The organism is Clostridium sp. AF20-7 (assembly GCF_003479275.1).
In the GTDB taxonomy this organism is placed as follows: Bacteria; Bacillota; Clostridia; order Lachnospirales; family Lachnospiraceae; genus Otoolea; species Otoolea fessa.
Window position 1 is genome coordinate 67,200 of record NZ_QUGF01000010.1, and the last position, 22,761, is coordinate 89,960.

The 22,761-nt window shown below is 49.6% G+C and carries 19 protein-coding genes; 13 read left to right on the forward strand and 6 right to left on the reverse strand.

The features are described 5' to 3' along the window. Positions 1 to 22 precede the first annotated feature (22 nt). From nth to DWX68_RS11630, 6 genes are all read left to right on the forward strand, one after another. Positions 23 to 661: an endonuclease III gene (nth, locus tag DWX68_RS11605; RefSeq protein ID WP_118492805.1), complete on the forward strand. Its 639-nt coding sequence runs from the start codon at positions 23 to 25 to the stop codon at positions 659 to 661. Between the two features lie 61 nt (positions 662 to 722). Beyond that, positions 723 to 1,568 carry a CPBP family intramembrane glutamic endopeptidase gene (locus tag DWX68_RS11610; protein WP_182432187.1) on the forward strand — a complete coding sequence of 282 codons (846 nt, stop codon included), beginning with the start codon at positions 723 to 725 and terminating at the stop codon, positions 1,566 to 1,568. Between the two features lie 75 nt (positions 1,569 to 1,643). Next, positions 1,644 to 2,699, forward strand: coding sequence for an aminotransferase class I/II-fold pyridoxal phosphate-dependent enzyme (locus DWX68_RS11615; RefSeq protein WP_118629578.1), 1,056 nt, complete (start codon positions 1,644 to 1,646; stop codon positions 2,697 to 2,699). A 2-nt stretch (positions 2,700 to 2,701) separates the two neighbouring features. Further along, positions 2,702 to 3,445: a YkgJ family cysteine cluster protein gene (locus tag DWX68_RS11620; protein WP_118629580.1), complete on the forward strand. Its 744-nt coding sequence runs from the start codon at positions 2,702 to 2,704 to the stop codon at positions 3,443 to 3,445. A gap of 95 nt (positions 3,446 to 3,540) precedes the next feature. Further along, positions 3,541 to 4,356 carry a histidinol-phosphatase gene (locus DWX68_RS11625; RefSeq protein ID WP_118629582.1) on the forward strand — a complete coding sequence of 272 codons (816 nt, stop codon included), beginning with the start codon at positions 3,541 to 3,543 and terminating at the stop codon, positions 4,354 to 4,356. Between the two features lie 236 nt (positions 4,357 to 4,592). Beyond that, positions 4,593 to 5,183 carry a 50S ribosomal protein L25 gene (locus DWX68_RS11630; protein WP_118492815.1) on the forward strand — a complete coding sequence of 197 codons (591 nt, stop codon included), beginning with the start codon at positions 4,593 to 4,595 and terminating at the stop codon, positions 5,181 to 5,183. A gap of 172 nt (positions 5,184 to 5,355) precedes the next feature. On the opposite strand, the gene DWX68_RS11635 is transcribed toward DWX68_RS11630, so the two are convergent. The 5 genes from DWX68_RS11635 to DWX68_RS11660 all read right to left on the reverse strand — a co-directional run bounded on the left by DWX68_RS11635 (position 5,356) and on the right by DWX68_RS11660 (position 10,790). Then, positions 5,356 to 6,402, reverse strand: coding sequence for a TRAP transporter substrate-binding protein (locus DWX68_RS11635; RefSeq protein WP_118629584.1), 1,047 nt, complete (start codon positions 6,400 to 6,402; stop codon positions 5,356 to 5,358). 132 nt (positions 6,403 to 6,534) lie between these two features. Then, positions 6,535 to 7,824, reverse strand: coding sequence for a TRAP transporter large permease (locus tag DWX68_RS11640; protein WP_118629586.1), 1,290 nt, complete (start codon positions 7,822 to 7,824; stop codon positions 6,535 to 6,537). Next, complete coding sequence (locus tag DWX68_RS11645) at positions 7,824 to 8,444, reverse strand: TRAP transporter small permease (protein WP_117796717.1); 621 nt, start codon at positions 8,442 to 8,444, stop codon at positions 7,824 to 7,826. The genes DWX68_RS11640 and DWX68_RS11645 overlap by 1 nt, the downstream gene beginning before the upstream one ends. A gap of 335 nt (positions 8,445 to 8,779) precedes the next feature. After that, positions 8,780 to 9,544: a type I 3-dehydroquinate dehydratase gene (aroD, locus tag DWX68_RS11655; protein WP_347475195.1), complete on the reverse strand. Its 765-nt coding sequence runs from the start codon at positions 9,542 to 9,544 to the stop codon at positions 8,780 to 8,782. 31 nt (positions 9,545 to 9,575) lie between these two features. Continuing rightward, positions 9,576 to 10,790 carry an MFS transporter gene (locus tag DWX68_RS11660; protein ID WP_118629590.1) on the reverse strand — a complete coding sequence of 405 codons (1,215 nt, stop codon included), beginning with the start codon at positions 10,788 to 10,790 and terminating at the stop codon, positions 9,576 to 9,578. A gap of 458 nt (positions 10,791 to 11,248) precedes the next feature. Here DWX68_RS11660 and DWX68_RS11665 point away from each other — a divergent pair, with 458 nt between their 5' ends. From DWX68_RS11665 to aroE, 5 genes are all read left to right on the forward strand, one after another. Continuing rightward, the gene (locus tag DWX68_RS11665) at positions 11,249 to 12,205 is read left to right on the forward strand and encodes a LysR family transcriptional regulator (RefSeq protein WP_118523634.1); all 957 of its coding nucleotides are present in this window, start codon (positions 11,249 to 11,251) and stop codon (positions 12,203 to 12,205) included. Between the two features lie 72 nt (positions 12,206 to 12,277). After that, positions 12,278 to 14,299 carry an FAD-dependent oxidoreductase gene (locus DWX68_RS11670; RefSeq protein WP_118629592.1) on the forward strand — a complete coding sequence of 674 codons (2,022 nt, stop codon included), beginning with the start codon at positions 12,278 to 12,280 and terminating at the stop codon, positions 14,297 to 14,299. A gap of 98 nt (positions 14,300 to 14,397) precedes the next feature. After that, positions 14,398 to 15,285, forward strand: coding sequence for a shikimate dehydrogenase (locus DWX68_RS11675; protein ID WP_022358823.1), 888 nt, complete (start codon positions 14,398 to 14,400; stop codon positions 15,283 to 15,285). 155 nt (positions 15,286 to 15,440) lie between these two features. After that, the gene (locus DWX68_RS11680; RefSeq protein WP_347475193.1) at positions 15,441 to 16,229 is read left to right on the forward strand and encodes a shikimate kinase; all 789 of its coding nucleotides are present in this window, start codon (positions 15,441 to 15,443) and stop codon (positions 16,227 to 16,229) included. 47 nt (positions 16,230 to 16,276) lie between these two features. Beyond that, positions 16,277 to 17,146, forward strand: a complete 870-nt coding sequence (gene aroE / locus DWX68_RS11685) for a shikimate dehydrogenase (protein ID WP_107001852.1) — start codon at positions 16,277 to 16,279, stop codon at positions 17,144 to 17,146. 69 nt (positions 17,147 to 17,215) lie between these two features. Here aroE and DWX68_RS11690 read toward each other — a convergent pair whose 3' ends face one another. Beyond that, positions 17,216 to 19,135, reverse strand: coding sequence for an ATP-binding protein (locus DWX68_RS11690; RefSeq protein ID WP_107001853.1), 1,920 nt, complete (start codon positions 19,133 to 19,135; stop codon positions 17,216 to 17,218). A gap of 260 nt (positions 19,136 to 19,395) precedes the next feature. Here DWX68_RS11690 and clpB point away from each other — a divergent pair, with 260 nt between their 5' ends. Together clpB and rpiB are read left to right on the forward strand one after the other, a co-directional pair. Next, positions 19,396 to 21,987, forward strand: a complete 2,592-nt coding sequence (gene clpB, locus DWX68_RS11695; protein ID WP_107001854.1) for an ATP-dependent chaperone ClpB — start codon at positions 19,396 to 19,398, stop codon at positions 21,985 to 21,987. Positions 21,988 to 22,197: 210 nt separating this feature from the next. Further along, complete coding sequence (gene rpiB, locus DWX68_RS11700; RefSeq protein ID WP_022358818.1) at positions 22,198 to 22,641, forward strand: ribose 5-phosphate isomerase B; 444 nt, start codon at positions 22,198 to 22,200, stop codon at positions 22,639 to 22,641. Positions 22,642 to 22,761: the final 120 nt, after the last annotated feature.

Here is a 22,761-nt window from a genome sequence, read left to right on the forward strand (position 1 = left end):
AGCAGATAGGAGAGACAGGAATATGACAAAGGAAGAGCTTGCATTAGAGGTAATTGACCGCCTGAAAAAAGAATATCCGGATGCGGGTTGTACGCTGGACTACAATCAGGCGTGGAAGCTGCTGGTCAGTGTCCGTCTGGCGGCGCAGTGTACCGATGCGCGTGTCAATGTGGTAGTTAAGGGATTGTTTGAGAAATATCCAAATGTGGCGGCATTGGCGGATGCCCCGGTGGAAGACATCGAGGCGATTGTGAAGCCGTGCGGTCTGGGACACAGCAAGGCGCGGGACATCAGCGCCTGTATGAAGATGCTGCGCGACGAGTACGGCGGGCATGTGCCGGATGATTTTAACGCTCTGTTAAAGCTTCCGGGAGTCGGCAGAAAGAGCGCCAACCTCATTATGGGGGATGTGTTTGGAAAACCGGCGATTGTCACGGATACGCACTGCATCCGCCTGGTAAACCGGATAGGGCTGGTGGAAGGAATCAAGGACCCGAAGCGCGTGGAAATGGCACTCTGGAAGCTGATTCCACCGGAGGAAGGCAGCGATTTCTGCCACCGCCTGGTGTATCACGGGCGTGAAGTCTGTACGGCGCGGACGAAGCCGTACTGTGACAAGTGCTGTCTGCAGGATATCTGCGCGAAGGCAGACGTGGAGTAGAAAGTCTGAAAAAGTCATGGAAACAGATGCAGATAGGAAAAGGATGACAGGAGGCAGAAAAATGGACGAAGAACGGCAGGAGACAGCGGATTGGCGTATCGTCTGGCAGATGTTTTTTCCGTGCGTCATCAGCGATTTAATCGGCGGATGTGTGGAGGTGCTGGGACATCTGGAGGGAAATGTGGGAAGAACCGTGTCGTCGTTTCTTACATTTGCCGTGATTTATCCATTTTACTGGCGGAGGATCCAGAAAAAGAAAGAAAACAGGCGCATAGCAGAGGCAGACGGGATGAAAGAGCAGGTCTCTCCACAGATAAAGACGACAAAGGAAGAGAAATGTGGATATTTCTGGGAAAAAGTGCCGGATGTGTGGAAAATCCTGCTGGGGGCAGCTGCGTTCAGTGCTGTGTTTAACATGATTTTCTGGGCATTAGAAAAAAAGGAGATTTTCCTGGGAGTGCTGCATATTGCAGTGCAAAAGGTTCGGATGACTGGGCAGGCAGCTGAAGCGGTGTCTCTGTGTTTGAAAATGCCTCAGGGGGATATGCTTGCGGCAGCTCTGGGAAAAGGTGCGTCGGAGGGCACCGCCGCTTTATTTTCCGGCGCCCTGTGGCAGCAGTTCTTTCTCATGGGCATTGCCGCCCCACTTTCCGAAGAACTGCTGTTTCGCGGCATTATATTTGAGCGCCTGCGTATGGCGCTCCCATTTTTCTGGGCGGCACTTGGGTCGGCGGCATTTTTCGGGTTGGTGCATGGAAACTGGGCGCAGGGGATTTATGCGGCGCTCATGGGACTTATACTGGCGTGGTTGTATGAAAAAAAGAACCGTCTGTGGGAACCTGTGTTATTTCACAGTGCAGCAAATTTGACGGCGATGCTGATGCGGGGGCTTCTCTGGCACTGGTGAGGACATAAAAATACAAACAATTTCGAGAACGCAGGATTGTGTTTGCTCGAAGAAAGAACAGGAGGAGATACTACGATGCTTTCATTTGCAAGCGATTATACAGAGGGCGCCTGCGAGGAGATACTTCAGAAGCTGGCGGAGACGAACCGGGAGAGTCTGCCGGGATATGGCATGGACCGCTACTGCCAGAGTGCCGCCAGAAAAATACAGGAGGCGACCGGATGCCCGGAGGCGGAGGTTTATTTTCTGGTGGGCGGTACCCAGACGAATGCGGCCGTGATCAGTAGCATGCTTGCACCGTATGAGGGCGTAGTGGCAGCGCAGACAGGGCACGTGAGTATTCATGAAGCCGGGGCGATCGAGTACACCGGGCATAAGGTGTTGCAGCTTCCGGAAAAAGATGGGAAGATTGATCCGGCGGATCTGCAGGAATATCTGCAAAATTTCGAGGCGGACGCAAACCATGATCATATGGTATTTCCGGGAATGGTGTATCTTTCCCATCCGACGGAATACGGAACCTTATACAGCCGGAAGGAGCTGCAGGCGATCTCGGAGATCTGCCGTTCGTATGAAATCCCGCTCTATCTGGACGGGGCGCGTCTTGGATATGGTCTGGCGGGAGAGAAAAATGACCTGAGTCTTTCGGAGATTGCGCATCTGTGTGATGTATTTTATATCGGCGGCACGAAGGTGGGCGCATTCTGCGGAGAGGCAGTTGTATTTGGTGAGAAGAAGAATGTTCCGGCGCATTTTATTACCCGGATCAAGCAGCAGGGCGCGCTGCTGGCAAAGGGACGCCTGCTGGGAATCCAGTTTGATGTGCTGTTTACAGACGGGCTGTACGAGCGCCTGGGACGCCATGCGGTAGAGATGGCGGCAGCTTTAAAGAAAGGGTTAAAACAGCGCGGTTATACGTTTTTCCGTGAGTCCCCGACCAACCAGCAGTTTGTGATCTTGGAAAATGACCGGATGGAGCAGATTGAAAAAGAGGTTTCCGTGAGCTTCTGGGAGCGGTATGACGAGGATCACACCGTTGTCCGTTTTGCGACGAGCTGGGCGACCAGAGAGGCGGATCTGGGACATTTGTGGGAGATTTTAGATCGGATTGAGGCAGAAAGAGAGAAGTAGAGATGGAACGTAATGTAACGATGGCGGAGATTTCAGATGGAAAGCTGTACATCCGGGACGATATGGTAAAAGCCGGATGCGATGATTGCCGGGGCTGTTCGGCGTGCTGCCACGGAATGGGTAATTCGATCGTGCTGGATCCATATGATGTGTACCGTCTGACCACCTTGCGCGGGGACACGCTGGAACATCTGCTGGAGGAGAAAAAGGTGGAGTGGAACGTCGTGGACGGACAGATTCTGCCGAATCTGGCTCTCCGGAGCGGGGCGGATGAAGCCTGTGGGTTTCTCGATGAAGCAGGGCGCTGCCGGATCCATGCATACCGGCCGGGTATCTGCCGCCTGTTTCCACTGGGGCGCTTTTATGAAAATGGAAGTTTCCAGTATTTTCTCCAGATTCATGAGTGCAAAAAGGAAAACCGGACGAAAGTCAAAGTGAAAAAATGGATTGATACGCCAGATTTAAAGCGGTATGAGGCGTATATCAGCCGGTGGCATTATTTCTTAAAAGATATAAGAATGGCGGAAACGGAGGCGGCGCAGAAACTTTTGGCAGAACCATGCATCGGAACGTCGGAGGAACAGGAGATACAGAAGAAAAACCGTGCCGCTGCGGCAGCCGGGCGCGAAAAACGGCGCAATCTGTTGATTATGAAACTGTTCTATCTGCTTCCGTATGATGGAGAGAAGGACTTTTACGAGCAGTTTGAAAAGCGGATGCAGATGGCGGAGCGGAGTTTGCGATAAATCCTTTGTTGAAGACAAATCCGCAAGGATGTTTGCCCCCAGCTGTGAAGAGGCAGAAACGTTTTGACAGAGTGAAATAAGAAAGGAGATTACCGATGCTTCATACGGATTTTCACACCCACACCACGTTCTGCGACGGAAAGAGTACGCCGCGGGAGATGGTGGAGGCGGCATACCGGATGGGAATGACCGATTTGGGCGTTTCAGGACATGCTGATTTTTCGATGTTTGAGCCGGGATTCGGGATGGACGACGAGAAGCTTCGCCAGTATACCGAAGAACTTCAAGAACTCCGGGAGGAATACCGGGGAAAGATGAATCTCTATATCGGGATTGAGCTGGATGGACTGGGACCGGTGCAGAAAGCAGAGTACGCGATCGGCTCGACCCATGCGCTCATCAAGGATGGCGAGTATGTTTGTGTGGATGATACGGAAGAGAAACTGGTAAAAGCAGTCGAGACGCTGTGGCATGGTGACTGGTACGCGTTTGCACGGGAGTATTTCGAGGCAGAGGCGCAGATTTATGACCGGACAAAATGCGATTTCATCGGACATTTTGACCTGTTGACAAAATTTAACGAGGGATATAAACATTTTGACGAGACGAAAGACGCCTATCTGGAACCGGCGATCACGGCGATGCACAAACTGGCGGCTCTGGGAATTCCGTTTGAGATCAACACAGGCGCCATGTCCCGCGGCTATCGGAGTGCGCCGTACCCGTCCGCAGCTCTGTTAAAAGAGCTGTGTGCCTGCGGCGGACGTATCCTCATCAACTCCGACAGCCACAGTACCGACACGATCGGATATGGGTTTAAGCAGGCGCAGGAGCTGGCGGTGGCGTGTGGATTTAAAAGTGTGTGTGCCCTGAAACCGGGTGGCGGATTTAGGGAGATACTTCTTGTATAAAAAAGACAGAAAGAAAAATATACAAATTCTAAATTTCAAGCATAAAAAATGCTGAAAATAAAGCCGAAATGATTTTATTTTTGGTGAATCGTTTTCAGAGAACCCTGCTATAATATGAGCCGTAACAAGGAGATAGATACTTAACAAAACCCCATGGCTGAGGGCTGCTAAGCACAATGTGTTTTCCACACAGGGTGTGCGGAAGGCGCAGATCAGATTTTTGGAGGAAAAGACAAATGACTACTTTAAAAGCTGAAAAAAGAAGCATGGATGTTAAGGCAAAGAGACTCAGAAGAGAAGGCTATGTAACAGGCAACGTATTTGGCAAGAAGATTCAGGGCTCCATTCCTGTTAAGATGGAAAAGAAAGACGTGGATCGTCTGCTGAAGACCGAGACCAAGGGCGGACAGATTATGCTGGATGTAGAAGGTGAAGTCTACGATGTCCTGATCAAGGAAGTTGACTATGATGCAATGGCAAATCAGGTTGTAGAGATAGATTTCCAGGCGCTGGTAAGCAATGAGAAGGTTCATTCCGTTGCTGAGATTATCTTCGAGAACCACGACAAGGTAGAAACTGGCGTTCTGCAGGAGGTACTGAAAGAAGTATCGTACCGCGCATTACCGGCTGCACTGGTTGAGAAAGTCAAAGTTGATGTTGGTGAGATGGAGATTGGTGATACGATTCGTGTCAAAGACCTTTCGATCGCAAAAGATAAAGACGTTGATATTCTGACCGATCTGGAGGCAGTAGTTGCTACCGTCACAGCGGTTCACAACAATGTACCGGAGACTGATGAAGAGGCTGACGCAGAAGAAGCTAAATAATTGAAGCGCAGTGCCAGGATGAAGTGAAACGGGATGCTGTCCGCAAGGCAGATAAAAAGTTTCGCGGAATGATTGAAACATGAGAAAAGGCGGATGTACTGACCAGATGGCCGATATATCCGCTTTTGAATTTTGTATGAACTTTTTTTGCAGACGGTAAAAGAAGATGAGATTATGGCTCCATATATGCGTCATAAATTTCCGGATCAATATTCTCGCGGATACTCTCATATACGCTTCCAGCCGCCTCCCGGATGGCATCGCGCGTTTCATCCGAGAGAGTTAAAATCGCGGTGCCGCTCGCTTCGATCGTAGCGATACGGTTGGAGATGCGCGCGTCGGACTGTTCTCTGGCATACTCGGTCGCGGTTTTGGCTGCCTGCGTCATGATTTCCTGTTCTTCCGGAGTCAGGTTCTGGAAGAAATCGTCATTGACAATCAGGGAGATCAGATGCGGCAGGTGGTTCGTCTCGACCACATAATCCTGCTGTTCGTAGAGACGGTTGGAGACGATGACCTCATACGGGTTCTCCTGCGCGTCGATCGTGTGCTGTTGGAGACCGATATACACCTCGCTGAAGGTCATCGGCGTCGGATTGGCGCCGATTGCTTTCCAGAATGCGAGATGATAGCTGTTTTCCATGGTACGGATTTTCTGCCCTTTGAAATCTGCCAGGGAGTAAACTGGTTTATTTGTGCTCATGATGCGGAATCCTTGATCTGCCATGCCGAGCAGGTGGTAACCGCCGTCGGTGTACACCTGGCTGATGAGATTGTAAAAATCCGGATCATCCAGCTTTTTGCGGCAGTCATCCAGCGAATCAAAGACGCATGGAAGGTCAAAAACGGCGAGATCCTTCATGAAAGAAACCTGAGGGGCGGTGTTCTGCACGACAAACGGGATATCGCCGTCCGCGCACGTTTCGAGCAGGTCGCGGTCACCGCCGAGTGTGGAGTTGGCGTAAACCTGAATCCGCATTGCGCCGTTGCTTAAGTCATGTACTTCCTCCGCAAATTTTTCGGCAAACAGCTGCGTTACCGTGTCCTCTGGGCTGGCGGTCGCCAGTGGCCAGGAATAGCGCTGTTCTTCCTTGCTGGAGGCGCAGCTGCTCAGCGCAAGCGAGGCGCCGAATAAAAGAACCGACGAAGAAATGAGCGCCGTAGCGAATCGGGAAGAAGTCCGGCATCGGCGGGACACTAGGTTTGAAATATAAATCATAATGGGAGATCCTTTCAAATTTAAAAACATCCATTTCATATGTGAAATATTCCATTCACAGCCTGAAAGCGTGAAGCAAGTCGTTATATGAAATCTTTCAGAACTTCAACATTTCCAAGCGTCCATTCAGCATTATAACAATCCCAGCGACAAAGCCGGTATAAACGTAATCAGCAGCAGCGCCACCAGGAACAATCCAATCATCGGCATCGCTTTTTTTGCGATCGCCATGATCGGGACGTCGGTCAGGGAGCTGGCGACAAAGAGGTTGACGCCGATCGGCGGGGGTACGAAGCCGATTGCCAGATTGACAACCATGATCACACCGAACTGGACCGGATCCATGTTGATCGCTGTCACGATCGGGAGCAGGATCGGGGTCAGAATCAGGATCGCCGGGGTTGTATCCATGACCATTCCCACGATAAGCAGGAACAGGTTGATGACAAGCAGGATCATGATCGGGCTGTTGAAATGTTCCAGGATAAAGCTGCTGACCGCCTGCGGCACCTGCATCAGGGTCAGGACTCTGGAAAATGCCGTGGAAGCTGCCAGAATAAAGAGGATCGGTGTGAATGTGCGGATCGCTTCCACAAAAATCGGCGGGATATCCCGGAATTTCATGGTCCGGTAGAGGAACAGGCTGACAAACAAGGCATAGAAAACGGAGATAACTGCTGCTTCCGTGGGGGAGGCGATGCCGCTGTAGATACAGCCAAGGATGATGACCGGGCTTAAGAGAGCGAAAAAGCTTTCGCGCAGCACCCGGAACAGTCCTTTTTCGTGCAGCAGATGGATTTCAGCGTGGATTTTTTCTCTATCTTCACCGTAACGTCGGCAGTGATAGATGGCATACAGCATCAGGAGCAGACCAATCATCAGACCCGGAATGACGCCGGCTAAGAACAGACTGCTGACAGAGGCACCGGACGCCATGCCGTACATGATAAACGGGATACTCGGCGGAATGATAACGCCCAGACCGCCTGCGACTGCCACGATCGCGGTAGAGAAAGTCCGGTCATAGCCGAGGGCGCTTAAAATCGGGATCGTCATGCTTCCGACGGCTGCGACGGTTGCCGGGGCAGAGCCGGAGATAGCGCCGTAGAAGAGGCAGGTCACGATGACCGCGCATGGCATACCGGCGGTAAAATTGCCAAGAAAGAAGGCGAATACGTCAAACAGCTTCTTGGAAATACCGCCCTTTGCCATGATGATGCCGGATAAGACGAACATCGGCACGGCGAGCAGGGGAAAAGAATCCAGTCCGCCGAACATGGCGCGGATCAGATACTTAGCGCCGACCGTGAAGGACGGGTCAAAAACGGAAGGGAGAACCGAGGCGATACCGAGCGTGATCGATACCGGGATTGCGATGACAAGCAGCACGACAAAGATAACAAATAAGAGAGCAGCAGGCATCAGTGTTCCTCCTTTCCAGATGGTGTATTTGCCTCGATGAGAGATTCGATTTCATTGGATTCCTTTTCCGGCATATCTGCATTTGCATGGATAAAGGATTCCGGTGTATTGCGCTCCGGGTGGGCCGGATCGTAGACATCTTCGCCGCGGGCAACCTTAAATTCGATGATCCAGCGCTGCAGAATGCGGAATGTTACCAGAAGAAAGGAAACAAACGGCGCTGCCTGAATATAGTACATCGGAATCCCGCAGGCTGGGGATAACTGTCCGCTGTGAATGGCGGACATCATGTAAGAGTATGCAAATGGGATCATATAAAGGAAAAAAATCAGCTCAAAGGTGTGGTTGACAACCTTAAAAAGAGCCTTACCTCTGCGTGGAAAGGCAGCGACGAACTGTTCGATCTTGATAGACAGGCACTTTTTGCTGCAATAGCTGACGCTTAAAAAACCGCTCCAGATAAAGAGAAAACGGGTAACCTCCTCGGACCAGGACAGAGACTGCCCAAGCGCGTAGCGGGAAAATATCTGGATTCCCATAATGAGTGTCATCGCAGCCAGCATGACAACCAGCAGAAATTCTTCCAGGTTTTCATCCAGCCAGTGAAGTGTTTTTTTCATGAATAATCCCCTTGTAAATACGGATAATAGGTTGCTGTTTATGCAGGCACGTTTGAAAACGGATGTGCCGCTTGATAACAATAATAGACCTGCGATGGAGGTAGCAGGTCTTGAGTGTCTCGCGGAAAATCCCTCCGTACCCGCAGGTACAGGGATTTCCGGGAGTAAAAAAATAGGTGGCTAAAAGTATAATATAGGCACTTTTGGAACCGAAAGTGCCGTAAGATAGCGTGGTGGCAGCTGGAATTTGCCGTATTTAAATGCGAAGCCACGGCAAATTCAGTTACTGGGCACGTTAGCGTGAACAGTAACCGAATAACTGGATAAGCCAGATATTACATCGCACTGTGAAGCAGTCCCAGTACAGTCTCCAGATCCTTTACGCCCATCTGACCCGGTGCGGATGCTTTCTTGGCAGCGCCGAAGGTCATGGAAGAACCAAATACCTCGCCGCAGAGACGGCTGATAACGCCGGTGCCAGCCATCGACATGGTAATGATTGGACGGTCCGCATAGAGGGAAGTCATTTCCTCAGTGGCAGAGAGAAGTGTTAAAACATCTTTCTTGTTCTGCGGCATAACTGCGATCTTCGGGATATCTGCATTCATATCCTGCATCTTACGCAGGCGGTAGATGATGTCGGATTTCTCCGGCGTCTTGTGGAAGTCATGGTTGGAAGCGATGACTTTCACGCCAGCCGCATGTGCGCCGTCGATGATCTTGGTTACAATCGCGTCGCCGGTAAAGATCTCTACGTCAATGAAATCAACATAGCCGGTCTGAGCTACCTTGATGTTCAGCTTTGCGTAATCTTCCGGCTCGATGGATTTCTCGCCGCCCTCTTTGGAGGTACGGAAGGTCATCAGAATCGGAGTCTCGCCGAGAACAGCACGCAGTTCCTTTAAGACGTCTTCTACCTTCTCAAAATCAAAGACATCTTCGAACCAGTCTACACGCCATTCTACCACATCAACCGGAATAGAATCAAACGTTTTGGCCTCGTCGATGATTTCCTGTTTGGTAACGCCTACGATCGGAACGATGATCTTCGGTGTGCCGGAGCCGATTTCGATATTTCTAACTTTGATAGTATTCATAATCAGAGAATCCTTTCATTTTATCAATAAATATTTATTCGTCGCTTTCTGCCAGAGACATCATTTTCGCGTAGCGGGCATTGACAAAGAGTCCCAAGAGAACGCCGATGGCAGTCAGTACGATATTCATTATCATAACATGGGATGGTGCCATTTTGGAAGCGGCAGTCAAAATTGTGTAATTACATAAGGAAGAAGCAATCATAACCAGTGCGGTTACGGTTCCCTTGATCTTCGGGAACAGCATGTTGCAGACGGAGGTTACAATCTGTAACAGACCGCCCGCGCCTGCCCAGCCGATGATGAAAGCGCCTGCAATCATAAGGGTCTGGCTGTGACCGATGAGTACGGCAACCAAAGTAACGAGGCAGATAACCGGGTAAACGAGGATGAAACGTACATCCTTGATTTTACGGGTCAGCAGGGAGGTGACAACGAGCGCCATCAGGGTACCTGCGGAATAGTAGGTCTGCATGATGGACGGGTTCGCCCAGCCTGCATTTTCTTTTGCGAAGTTCTGCGCGCAGTTTAACCATAACTGGAAGGTACCGGTGCAGGTGAAACCAATCACGATCATGGCGATGGACTCAAACGAAAAATTTGTGTGTTTTAAGCTGGCGATGAGTCCCTCGGATTTGCCCTCTGCCTTCTGCTCAGAATCTGGCAGCGGGAACAGGAAAATAAGTACAAATAAAACAGCGTAAATAATACCGCATCCGATAAATAACGGATTGTAAGATACCATGCCGGTGGCGGTGGTTGTCACAGCAACACCGAGTACGAACGGCAGAAGCATCTGCGCGATCGCAATGAAAAATTTGATTCCCATGGTAGCGACACCCGGAGCGCTGCTGATAATCTCGGCAACCGCCGGATAGATACCGGTATCAAGGAACGAATTGGAGATACCTCCGATGATTGCACATACATAAGCGATTTGATAGCCGCCGTTTTGTCCGGCGCTGAAAGCGAAAGCAAGTCCAATCAGGTAAACCGCGTAGGAGGCGCTGCCGATCGCGGTTGAGATGCGGCGTCCCAGTTTGTCGGAAAGTGGTCCGGCAAATGGAAGTGCAATCAGACGTCCGAGTCCTAAAGCAGCGGAAATCGCGGTGATCGCCATTGCCTCAACGCCCCAGGCTGCGGCAAGCGCTTCCTTGATGACTGCCTGTCCGAGAATCGAACAGCCGACGCCATGGATAAAGTAGTTTAAGTACATGATAAGTGCACTTGGCAGATATTTCTTGTTCATGATTTTCTCCTTAATTCAAGATCCGCCTGTCGTGCTGCCGTTTCGGAAACCGGGCGGATGATGGCTGATGTTCTGTCACAAACACAAAGGAGATGCCGATATAAAAAGTTCTGTTTTAGTGTTAGAAAAATAACACGTTTGATGCCTTTATTCTAATAATTATTATAGCCGAAGTCTAATACTTTTATAGCAAAAAAACAATGCATTTTAAGCATTAATGTGTTATAAATATGATTATGGGTTACTGTTCACGGGTAGGCACTTTTGGAACCGAAAGTGCCGTAAGAAAACGTGGTGGCAGCAGGAATTTGCCGTATTTAAATGCGAAGCCACGGCAAATTCCGTTACTGGGCACGTATGCGTGAACAGTAACGATTATGGAAGTTTGGTGTGATGCATTTACGGCTGATATTGCGAAGAGTTAATACGAAGATACATAAAGACGGGGGACGTTAGGAATGACATTGAATCAGATTTTATATTTTCAGAAGATAGCGAATCTGGAAAATTATCATCAGGCGGCGGAAGAATTATATATATCACAGCCATCCCTGAGCCGGTCGATGGCGTCACTGGAAAATGAGCTGGGCGTGACGCTCTTTGAAAAAGAAGGACGCGGGGTGACCCTGACGAAGGCGGGGAAGATGTTTTTGGAGTACGCGGACCGGATTCTCACAGACTGCCACATAGCGGTCGGGAAAATGCGGGAAATTTCGATGGATGGGGGAAAGATCGACATCGGTTACGTGTTTCCGCTGGCAGGTCACTATATCCCGCACCGGGTCAAGCTCTTTTTAGAACAGCCGGAAAATCAAAAGGTTGTGTTTAATTTCTGGCAGAATCACACACCGGCGATTGCAAAAAAGGTAAAAACGGGTGAATTAGATGTAGGCTTTGGCGGCTGTCTGGAAAAGGATGACATGGAATTTTTCCCGGTGGCGAACCAGAAGCTTGTCATCATCACGCCGAAGGATCACCCGCTGGCAGAGCGGGAGAGTATTCCATTTGCGGAGCTGAACCGGTATCCGGTAATTGGATACGATAAGGACTCCTGGATGGGGACGCGCACCCGCGCGCTCTATGCGAAATACAACATTCAGCCGGACATCATTGTGGAGTGTCCGGACGAATATTCGATCGTCGCACTGGTGCGGGAGAGTTTTGGTATCGCACTGATGCCGCGCACGGACATTCTGGAGCTTTCTCAGGGAGTCTGCATTCACCCGATTGAAAATCTGGACATTTATCACCAGATTTTTATGTTCTGGATGAAAGAACGCTACCGGCTTCCGGCGGTGGAACGCTTTATTGAATATATGAAACAGCAGGCGCGTCAGGACGGTCTGCAGGCGGAACGGGAAACCGATAGCAAAAACGTATTGAAAATTTACTTGAAAGATATTGTTAATTTTTAAGCAAAACGGTTAAGATAAAAGTGTCACAAACACAGGGATGCCTCTCATGCAATGGAGAAGGAGAATTTCATCATGAAGAGCAAATACCCCAAAATTTTTGAACCGATTACCATTAAGCGCATGACGATCAAAAACCGTGTTGCCATGACGCCGATGGGTACTAACTATGGCGAGACGAGCGGTGAGATGAGCAACCGCCATATGAATTATTATTCCCTGCGTGCCAAGGGAGGAACTGGTCTGATTATTCTGGAGAATGCCAATATCGAATATCCGGTTGGTTCCAATGGCACAAGCCAGATCCGCATCGATCACGACAGCTTTATGCCGCGTTACTATCAGTTAGTCGAGAATCTTCACAAGAATGGCGCGATGGTAGCGATTCAGGTTAACCATGCGGGCGCTTCTGCATCCTCTGCCAGAACAGGTATGGAGACGGTGTCTTCCTCCAATATCCCGACCAAGGCAGGCGGCGAGATTCCGCGTCCGATGACAAGGGAAGAGATCCTGACGACCGTAAAAAAATACGGCGAGGCGGCGAAACGTGTACAGGCGATCGGATTTGATGCGATTGAGATCCACTGTGGTCATTCTTATCTGATGAGTCAGTTTATTTCCCCGTATTACAACAAAAGAACCGATGAATTCGGCGGCTCCGTCGAGAATCGTCTCCGTTTCCCGAAGATGGTTCTGGAAGAGGTGCGGAAAAATGTAGGTCCGTGGTTCCCGATCATCGTCCGTATCTCTGCGGAAGAGCGCGTGCCGGGCGGCAACACGCTGGAAGACACACTGGAATACCTCGAATATCTGGATGAGTACGTAGATATGTACGATGTATCCTGCGGTCTGAACCCGTCCTTACAGTATCAGATTGACTCGAACTTTCTGCCGGATGGCTGGCGTTCCTACATGGCAAGAGCCGTGAAGGATAAATTTGGTAAACCGGTTATCAATGCGGGCAACTACCGCGATCCGGAGGTCGTTGAGAAAGTATTGGAGAGCGGCGATGTCGATATTGTCGGCATGGGACGCGGACTCATTGCAGAGCCGAACTGGGTCAGCAAGGTGCAGAACGGCGAGGAGGAGATTCTCCGTAAATGTATCTCCTGTAACGTCGGCTGTGCGGGAAACCGAATCGGCGTCAACCGTCCGATCCGCTGTACCGTCAACCCGGCTGTTCCGGAGGGCGATATCTACAAGAAGCTGAAAGTCAATAAAAACTGCAACGTAGTTGTAGTCGGCGGCGGTACAGCCGGTCTGGAAGCAGCCTGCACGGCAGCCGAGGTTGGATGCAACGTATTCTTATTAGAAAAGAGTGGTAAATTAGGCGGACTTTCCACCTTCATTTCCGACCTGCCAAGCAAGAACCGTATGAAAGACTTCCCGAAATATCTGGAAGCACGTGCGAAGAGACTGAAAAATCTGTATGTATTTCTGAACTGCGAGGCAACCGTGGACAAGATCAAACAGTTCAAGCCGGATATCATTGTCAACGCAACCGGTTCCGTTCCAGTCGTTCCGCCGATCAAGGGACTCAAGGAAAACATCGCAGCCGGTCATGTCGATACCATTTTCGAGATGATTCAGAAAGTAAAAGCCGGAGAATACCCGGATGATTTCTGCAAGGGCAAAAAAGTGGTTGTAGTCGGCGGCGGCTCCGTTGGCCTGGATGTTGTGGAGTATTTCGCACCGCGCGGCGCGGAGTGTACCATCGTGGATATGCTCCCGCAGATTGGTATGCTGGCAGATCCGATCACAAAATGTTCCATGCGTGAGACACACGACAAATATGGTGTGAAAGAGTATGTGAATACTGCGCTGCAGGAAGTCAAAGAAAACGCATTTACCGTGAAGCTGCCGGATGGCACGATCGAGGATCTGAACTTTGACCTCGGTTTCAACTGTCTGGGAATGCGCGCCAACAATCCGATTCTGGCACAGCTTGAAGAGGCATTTGACAACACAGATACATTCATTTACCCGATCGGAGATTCCGTCCGCGCCCGCCGTATCATGGAGGGAACGATGGAAGGACGTGCGATTCTGAACGTGCTGGAAGCGAGAGGATTTTTAGAGCTGGCACCGTTGGAGTAAGAAATTGAATATTGCATTTGAAAGATTCTGACTGTTCGCTGAACGAATGATATCGTTTTATTTGATTATAAAAATAGAGAAGAAAAGAGGAAATTATCATGCCAAACATTACAGGACATACCGAATTAGTAGGATTAATGGCTTACCCGATCCGTCATACACAGTCTCCGACCACCCACAACCTTGCCTATGACAAGAATGGCGACGATGTTATCCAGCTTGCGTTCGAGGTAGACAACGATACCCTGGAAGCAGCGGTTGAGAGTATCCGTGCGCTGAAGATGCTGGGTTCCAACATCTCCATGCCGAACAAGACCGTCGTTCACAAATATCTGGATGAGGTAGACGAGGCTGCAAAGCTGTGCGGCGCGATCAACACTGTAGTCAACACCCGTGACAAAGACGGCAATGTAACCGGATACCTGAAGGGTTACAACACTGACGGTATGGGTTACTGGCAGGGAATCAAGGAAGAAGGCATTGATTTCAAGGGAATGAAGATGGTTCTCATCGGTACCGGCGGTGCAGCGACCGCTATCGCAGTACGCGGCGCACTGGACGGCATTGCAGAGCTGCATATCTTCAATATTAAAGATAAGTTCTATGCACGCGGAGAGGAGATCGTTGACATCATCAACAAGAACTCTAACTGCAAGGCCGAGATGCATGACCTGGGCGATCTGGCACTCTTAAAAGAGAAAATGCACGAAGCAGACATTTTCTGTGATGCAACCGGCGTTGGTATGCACCCGCTGGAGGATCTGTCCAATATCCCGGATCCGTCCTATTTCCGCAAGGATCTGATCGTAACTGATACGGTATATGCACCGCGTGAGACCGTGATGATGAAGCAGGCCAAAGAAGCTGGCTGCACCCGTGTATACAACGGTATGAGCATGATGCTGTTCCAGGCGCTGATCGCGATTGAACTGTATACAGGAAAATCAACACCGGTGGATTACATGAAGGAGAAGCTGGGAATCTAATAAAAATATAGCTCGAACAGCAACACCTATCCCCCACAGTTATACCTGCTATTCCGCATTAGCACTTGCGTTCATATCCTGATTCGGGTATAATAATAAAACACACTTTCAATGTAAAGTGCAAAAGTGATCTGAATGAATACAAGTGGAGAAGGATGAGACAGATGGATGAATTAAAGAAGCTGCGAAATGATCTGGACATGTGCGACGAGATTCTGATCGACGCCCTGCGGATGCGTTGCCAGATTATCCAGGAGATTACAAATTATAAACAGAAAAACGGACTTCCGATTTACCAGGCAGAGGAAGAAGAGCGCAAGAAGAGCAAGATGCTTGCGAAGCTGGATGATTATGAATACAAAAAATCAATCATGGCAGTTTACGACAGCGTCCTCTACCGGAGCAAACGGATTCAGTCCCATGAGCTGTTTGGGTTCAATATTTTCCTGATCGGATTTATGGGAGTCGGAAAGAGCACCGTTTCGAATGCACTGCAGAATACCTTTGCGATGGATGTATTGGAAATGGATGAAATGATCGCGAAAAAGAACAACATGAGCATTTCCGAGATCTTCGATCTGCACGGCGAGGCATATTTCCGCAACGAGGAGACAAACCTGCTCAAGGAGGTAGGAAACGAGAAGAACAAGATTGTATCCTGCGGCGGCGGCGTAGCGATGCGCGAGATCAATGTACAGGAGATGCGAAAGAGCGGCAAGATTATACTTCTGACCGCGAAGCCGGAGACGATTCTGGAGCGTGTCAAAGAGAACCATGACCGTCCTCTTCTGGAAAATAATAAGACAGTGGAATATGTTTCCGAGCTGATGGAGAAGCGCAGACCGGCGTATGAAGCGGCAGCGGATATTGTGATCGCGACCGATGGAAAATCAGCGAATGAGATCTGCGAGGAGATCATTGCACAGGTGAAGAAGTTTAAATAATGTGACTGCTCAGAAAGTTCTGACAGAGAAAACGAAAGGGGAAAAAGATGTCGAATCATATCACAGGACACACAGGTTTACTTTGTTTACTGGGAAGCCCGGTCGCACACAGTGTTTCGCCGGAGATGCACAACGAGGCGTGCAGCCAGTTGGGTCTGGATTATACATATCTGGCGTTTGATGTGCCGGAAGAGAAGATGCCGCAGGCGGTTGAGGGACTGCGGACGATGGGCGCGCGCGGCTGGAATATCACGATGCCGGGCAAAAATATCATGTGCAAGCTGGCAGACAAGGTTTCACCGGCTTCCGAGATTTCCGGCGCCTGCAATACGATTGTCAACGACGACGGTGTTCTGACTGCTTATACGACCGATGGCGTCGGATTTATGCGTGCAGTTGCAGAAAATGGTGTAGACATCATTGGCAAGAAAATGACGCTTTTAGGCGCTGGCGGCGCCGCAACCGCGATTCTTGTACAGGCAGCTTTAGACGGCGTGGCAGAAATTAACGTATTTAACGTCAAGGACGCGTTCTATCCGAGAGCCGAGGAGATTGTAAAGAAACTGAACGAGCGCACAGGATGCAAGGTAACCCTGCATGATTACTCCGATCCGGAGATCCTGCGCCAGTCCATCGCAGACAGCGCGATTCTGGTAAATGGTACTTCCGTCGGCATGGCTCCGAAGACGGACAATACGATCATTACTGATACAACGATGTTCCATAAAGACCTGTTCGTATTCGATGTCATCTACAACCCGCAGGAGACAAGACTTCTCCGGGAGGCAAAAGAAGCAGGCTGTAAGACAGGCAACGGCATGTACATGCTGCTCTATCAGGGAGCTGCCTCCTTTAAACTCTGGACCGGAGAAGATATGCCGGTGGAGATTATTAAAGAGAAATATTTTACAAAATAGGATTTGAAGAACGGCGCACCGCATTCTCGTTATTTAGTGATGAGAATGCGGTGTGCCGTTTTTCATCATTTATAAACCTTTATGCCCACAAATCTGCTCCTCCAGCACACTCATCAGCACCTTCATATCAATCGGCTTCGCCACATGATCATTCATTCCGGATTCCAGCGCCCGCTCTTTATCCTCTGTAAATGCATTCGCTGTCATCGCAACGATCGGAATGCCAGCCTTCTTCTTATCCGAAAACCGCCGGATCGCCCGCGTTGCCTTGTAGCCGTCCATGATCGGCATCTGGATATCCATCAGAATCAAATCATAATAATCTTCCGGCGCTTTTTGCAGCATTTCCAGGCAGGCAACCCCGTCATTTGCCCGTTCGACCAAAAGCCCCTCGCGGGTCAAAAGTTCGATGGAAATTTCGGCGTTCAGATCATTATCCTCCGCAAGAAGAATCCGGCAGCCGGATAGAGTCTGGGCAGCTGTTTCATCGAATGCGGTAGGCTCTGTTTCCTCCCGCGAGGAAATCCGGCATGGGATCCGGACGGTAAACGTTGAACCTTCTCCGAGCTTGCTCTTTACCTCGATCGTTCCATGCATCAGATCCACCAGATTTTTCACGATTCCCATGCCAAGCCCGGTGCCTTCAATGCCGCTGACGGTGGAAGAACGCTCCCGTGAAAATGATTCAAAAATATGCGACTGGAATTCCTCGGAAATGCCGATGCCGGTATCGGTGATTGCGATTTCTGTGATACACCAGCCGTCCGTTTCACCAGGCTCCTGGCGGAGGGCACAGGAGATCGTCCCGCCCTTGGCGGTATATTTGATCGCATTGCTCAAAATATTCAATACAATTTCGGACATATACGTCGTGTCAATGTAGATATATGGGTACGAAATGTCCTTAGTCACATGAAAATGCTGCTGTTTTTCTTCCAGGGCAGTCTGAACCATGACGATACAGGAATCAAAACTTTTCTCAGTCTGGATGGAGGTTTCTTCAATGTGTATCTGGTTATTCTCAATCTGTGAAAACTGAAGAATATTGTTGATGATAGAGAGCATCTTTTCACCGGAAATATGGATCTTGTCCATATATTCACCGATTTTTTCCGGTTCCTGCAGATGGTTTCTGGCAAGTTCTGCGTAACCGAGGATCGCATTCATCGGTGTCCGGATATCATGCGACATATTGAACAGGAAGGTCGATTTCGCCTTGTTGGCTGCCTCTGCTGCTTTTGCGGTCTGTTCCAGAAGCTGCTGCTGGGTGAGTTCTCTGGACTTCTGTTTTTTTGTATAAAAATAGGAAATAACAATTAGCAGAAGTGCTATCATGCTCGCGGCAGCGGCGATTCCAAAGGAGGAACGGTTGATCGCCTCAATCGATCGGTAAGTGTCTTCCATATCAATCTCGATACAGAGGGCACCGAGAATGTCATTGGTTCCGTCGGAGGCAATGACCGGATAGCAGGCGGTAAAAATATGCCCCCATGTGGTATCAATGATCTTTTGTGAGTGGATCGTTTTGCCGGAGAGGGCAGCTTCCAGATATGGAGCCATTTCCTCTTCCAGGTAGGTGCCCGGATAAGCAAAATCAGGTGCTTCCAGATCCAGGCCATCGATCAGGTAGATGGGTTTTCCGCCCGGTCCACGCTTGGCGGTGTATAAGTAGCGCGTCGAATTGAGGCTGCGAAGCTCATTTAAATAAGACTGCAGGCTTCGATACTGCGCAGAGTTCATATCGGATTTTGTGTTGATCTGTTCAAAATCTGCCCGCGTCAGCCGGCTCGATATCGCCCGGTGAACCGCGTCCGAACAGGAAATATTCCGTTCTACGGCGGCGCTCAGGGTGATGCGGCTGTTGCTTTTCAGCAGTGCAACGGTGTATAAGGAAATGAAAAATACTGCCAGAAGAAGCAAAAAGGTAAAGTTAAAGGCATGATAAGAAAAGCTTCTTGATGGGATATTTTCGTTGGATGGATGATTCATAAGTTAGATTCAACTTTCATGTAAATGCAGGGTTTATAGTTAAAAAACAGATCGAGTTGTTGATAATAAATGTAACATAAAACAGGTAAATCAGCAAGAAAGATATGCTTACATGAAAATTTAAAAAAAAATTTTTCACAAATTCTTCATAAAAAAATTAGCACTCTACTCTTGACAGTGCTAACAACAAGTGTTATATTACTGCTAGAACAAAAGAAGACCAAAAGGTTTTCACAGATTGTTCGAAAGGAGGCAGGTTTATGAATATCAGTAAATTTACCCAGAAGTCTCTGGAAGCCGTTCAAAATACGGAAAAGCTGGCGTATGAATATGGAAACCAGCAGATTGATCAGGAACATTTGCTGTACAGTCTTTTGACTGTGGAAGACAGCTTGATTTTTAAATTAATAACAAAGATGGGAATCTCGGGCGACCAGTTCCGTGATGAGGTGCAGCAGGCGATTGGAAAGCTGCCGAAGGTATCCGGCGGTCAGGTGTATTTCTCCAACGATGCCAACAAGGTGCTGGTGAACGCGGAGGACGAAGCCAAGGCGATGGGGGACGAGTATGTTTCCGTCGAGCACTTATTTCTGGCGATGTTAAAACAGCCGAATAAGGCGGTCAAGGAACTGTTCCGTCTCTACGGCATTACGAAAGAGAGCTTTTTGCAGGCGCTTTCGACAGTGCGCGGCAACCAGCGTGTTGTCAGCGATAATCCGGAGGCAACGTATGACACTTTAAATAAATACGGTTACGATCTGGTGGAACGTGCGAGAGATCAGAAGCTCGATCCGGTCATCGGCCGTGACGGTGAGATCCGTAATGTGGTTATGATTCTCTCCAGAAAGACGAAAAACAACCCAGTTCTGATTGGTGAACCTGGCGTCGGTAAGACAGCCGTTGTCGAAGGACTGGCACAGCGTATCGTGCGCGGCGATGTCCCGGAGGGCTTGAAGGACAAGAAATTGTTTGCTCTGGATATGGGAGCTCTGATGGCGGGCGCGAAGTACCGCGGCGAGTTCGAAGAGAGACTGAAAGCGGTGCTTGACGAGGTCAAGAAGAGCGAGGGACAGATTATTCTGTTTATCGATGAGCTGCATACGATCGTCGGCGCGGGCAAATCCGAGGGCGCGATGGACGCCGGGAATATGCTGAAGCCTATGCTGGCGAGAGGTGAACTGCACTGTATCGGTGCGACGACCCTGGATGAGTACCGTAAATACATCGAAAAAGACGCAGCTCTGGAACGTCGTTTCCAGCCGGTTCACGTTGATGAGCCGACCGTGGAAGATACGATTTCCATTCTGCGTGGTCTGAAAGAGAGATATGAGGTTTACCACGGGGTCAAGATTACCGACTCTGCGCTTGTATCGGCGGCAATTCTCTCGGATCGTTATATCACGGATCGTTTCCTTCCGGATAAGGCGATCGATCTGGTTGATGAAGCGTGCGCGATGATCAAGACAGAGATGGATTCAATGCCGGCGGAGCTGGATGAACTGTCGAGACGTATCATGCAGCTGCAGATTGAAGAGGCTGCGCTTAAGAAAGAGACTGACCGCTTAAGTCAGGATCGCCTGGCAGAACTGCAGAAAGAACTGGCAGAGCTCAAGAGCAGCTTTTCGACCCAGAAAGCCCAGTGGGAGAATGAAAAATCTTCCGTTGATAAGCTGTCCAAACTGCGTGAAGAGATTGAGCATGTAAATGGCGAGATTCAGGCAGCGCAGCAGGCATATGACCTAAACAAAGCGGCTGAACTCCAGTACGGCAAGCTGCCGGAACTGCAGAAACAGTTGGCGGAAGAGGAAGAGAAAGTGAAAAATCAGGATCTCAGTCTGGTACATGAGAGTGTCACCGAGGATGAGATTGCCCGGATTATTTCGAAGTGGACCGGTATTCCGGTTGCCAAACTGACCGAGAGCGAGCGTAGCAAGACCCTGCATATGGACGAACTGCTGCATAAACGTGTCATCGGACAGGATGAGGGCGTTACCAAGGTAACGGAGGCGATTATCCGTTCCAAAGCGGGCATCAAGGATCCGACGAAACCAATCGGTTCGTTCCTGTTCCTAGGTCCGACCGGTGTCGGCAAGACAGAGCTTGCAAAAGCGCTGGCGGAGGCATTGTTTGATGATGAGAACAACATGGTTCGTATCGATATGAGTGAATACATGGAGAAACATTCCGTTTCCCGTCTGATCGGAGCGCCGCCAGGATATGTCGGATATGACGAGGGCGGTCAGCTGACCGAGGCAGTACGGCGCAAACCGTATTCTGTTGTCCTCTTCGATGAGGTTGAGAAAGCGCACCCGGATGTATTTAACGTCCTGCTGCAGGTTCTGGATGATGGACGTATCACGGATTCGACCGGCAAAACTGTCGATTTCAAGAATACGATCCTGATTATGACCTCCAACATCGGTTCCCAGTATCTGCTGGACGGCATCGATGAAAAGGGACAGATCAAGCCGGAGGCGGAAAGCTCCGTTATGCATGACTTGAGAGCTCACTTCCGTCCTGAGTTCCTGAACCGTCTGGATGAGATTATTCTCTTTAAGCCGCTGACGAAAGGCAACATCGGAGGCATCATTGAGCTTCTGATTGCAGATGTCAACAAACGTCTGGCGGATAAGGAGTTAAAGATTGCCCTGACGGACGAGGCAAAGGATTTCATCATTGAAAATGGCTACGATCCGGTTTACGGTGCAAGACCGCTGAAACGGTACCTGCAGAAGAACGTTGAGACACTGGCAGCGAAGCTGATTCTGGCGGACGGCGTCCGTGCGGGCGATACGATAGAGATCGGGCTTTCGGATGGCAAGCTGACGGCTTCGGCTGTCCATAGCGCGTAAGCGGAAAACGTCTTACGGCGGATTTATAACTATTATATAGAAGAAACAATAGGGCGCGGAGAAGTGCGAAAGAGCTTCCTCTGCGCTCTTTTTATGTATTTCTGAGATTTTCACAGTCTTGACATTGCCCGGCAACTTTACTAAAATGATTCCATAATGACCGGACTATATCATTTGTTCCGGAAGTCAGTCAGATGAGGAGAAGATGAGATGAAAATTGCGATTGGAAATGACCATTCGGCGGTAGAACTGAAGAACATTATTGTGGATTTCCTGAAAGAAAAAGGAATCGAAGTGTTAAATCTGGGTACAGACAGCAGCGAGAGCTGTGATTATCCAGTTTACGGAGAGAAGGTAGGTCGTGCAGTTGTTTCCGGCGAAGCCGATCTGGGTATCGCAATCTGCGGTACCGGTCTTGGTATTTCACTGGCAGCTAACAAGGTAAAAGGCGTGCGCGCCTGCGTATGCAGCGAGCCGTACACAGCGGTGATGTCCCGCCGCCACAACGATGCCAATGTACTCTGCTTCGGCGCCCGCGTGGTGGGAAGTGAGCTTGCGAAGATGATCGTTGACGAGTGGATCAACGCAGAATTTGAGGGCGGACGCCATCAGAGACGCGTGGATATGATTATGGCGATTGAGGAGAAAGACTGATTCAGAGTCAGAGGTAACGGATGAAATCATAAGGCAGGCTGACAGCAGGATGCGGGATGCCTGTGAGAACAAAAAGAGGCAGCTGTAAAGAGATGGAGCAGCTGCGAAAAGAACAGGAGG

Excerpts from the sequence above, each read along its gene's own strand:
- nth (WP_118492805.1), top strand. The coding sequence starts at position 23 with ATGACAAAGGAAGAGCTTGCATTAGAGGTAATTGACCGCCTGAAAAAA.
- DWX68_RS11610 (WP_182432187.1), top strand. The coding sequence starts at position 723 with ATGGACGAAGAACGGCAGGAGACAGCGGATTGGCGTATCGTCTGGCAG.
- DWX68_RS11615 (WP_118629578.1), top strand. The coding sequence starts at position 1,644 with ATGCTTTCATTTGCAAGCGATTATACAGAGGGCGCCTGCGAGGAGATA.
- DWX68_RS11620 (WP_118629580.1), top strand. The coding sequence starts at position 2,702 with ATGGAACGTAATGTAACGATGGCGGAGATTTCAGATGGAAAGCTGTAC.
- DWX68_RS11625 (WP_118629582.1), top strand. The coding sequence starts at position 3,541 with ATGCTTCATACGGATTTTCACACCCACACCACGTTCTGCGACGGAAAG.
- DWX68_RS11630 (WP_118492815.1), top strand. The coding sequence starts at position 4,593 with ATGACTACTTTAAAAGCTGAAAAAAGAAGCATGGATGTTAAGGCAAAG.
- DWX68_RS11635 (WP_118629584.1), bottom strand. The coding sequence starts at position 6,402 with ATGATTTATATTTCAAACCTAGTGTCCCGCCGATGCCGGACTTCTTCC.
- DWX68_RS11640 (WP_118629586.1), bottom strand. The coding sequence starts at position 7,824 with ATGCCTGCTGCTCTCTTATTTGTTATCTTTGTCGTGCTGCTTGTCATC.
- DWX68_RS11645 (WP_117796717.1), bottom strand. The coding sequence starts at position 8,444 with ATGAAAAAAACACTTCACTGGCTGGATGAAAACCTGGAAGAATTTCTG.
- DWX68_RS11660 (WP_118629590.1), bottom strand. The coding sequence starts at position 10,790 with ATGAACAAGAAATATCTGCCAAGTGCACTTATCATGTACTTAAACTAC.
- DWX68_RS11665 (WP_118523634.1), top strand. The coding sequence starts at position 11,249 with ATGACATTGAATCAGATTTTATATTTTCAGAAGATAGCGAATCTGGAA.
- DWX68_RS11670 (WP_118629592.1), top strand. The coding sequence starts at position 12,278 with ATGAAGAGCAAATACCCCAAAATTTTTGAACCGATTACCATTAAGCGC.
- DWX68_RS11675 (WP_022358823.1), top strand. The coding sequence starts at position 14,398 with ATGCCAAACATTACAGGACATACCGAATTAGTAGGATTAATGGCTTAC.
- DWX68_RS11680 (WP_347475193.1), top strand. The coding sequence starts at position 15,441 with ATGAGACAGATGGATGAATTAAAGAAGCTGCGAAATGATCTGGACATG.
- aroE (WP_107001852.1), top strand. The coding sequence starts at position 16,277 with ATGTCGAATCATATCACAGGACACACAGGTTTACTTTGTTTACTGGGA.
- DWX68_RS11690 (WP_107001853.1), bottom strand. The coding sequence starts at position 19,135 with ATGAATCATCCATCCAACGAAAATATCCCATCAAGAAGCTTTTCTTAT.
- clpB (WP_107001854.1), top strand. The coding sequence starts at position 19,396 with ATGAATATCAGTAAATTTACCCAGAAGTCTCTGGAAGCCGTTCAAAAT.
- rpiB (WP_022358818.1), top strand. The coding sequence starts at position 22,198 with ATGAAAATTGCGATTGGAAATGACCATTCGGCGGTAGAACTGAAGAAC.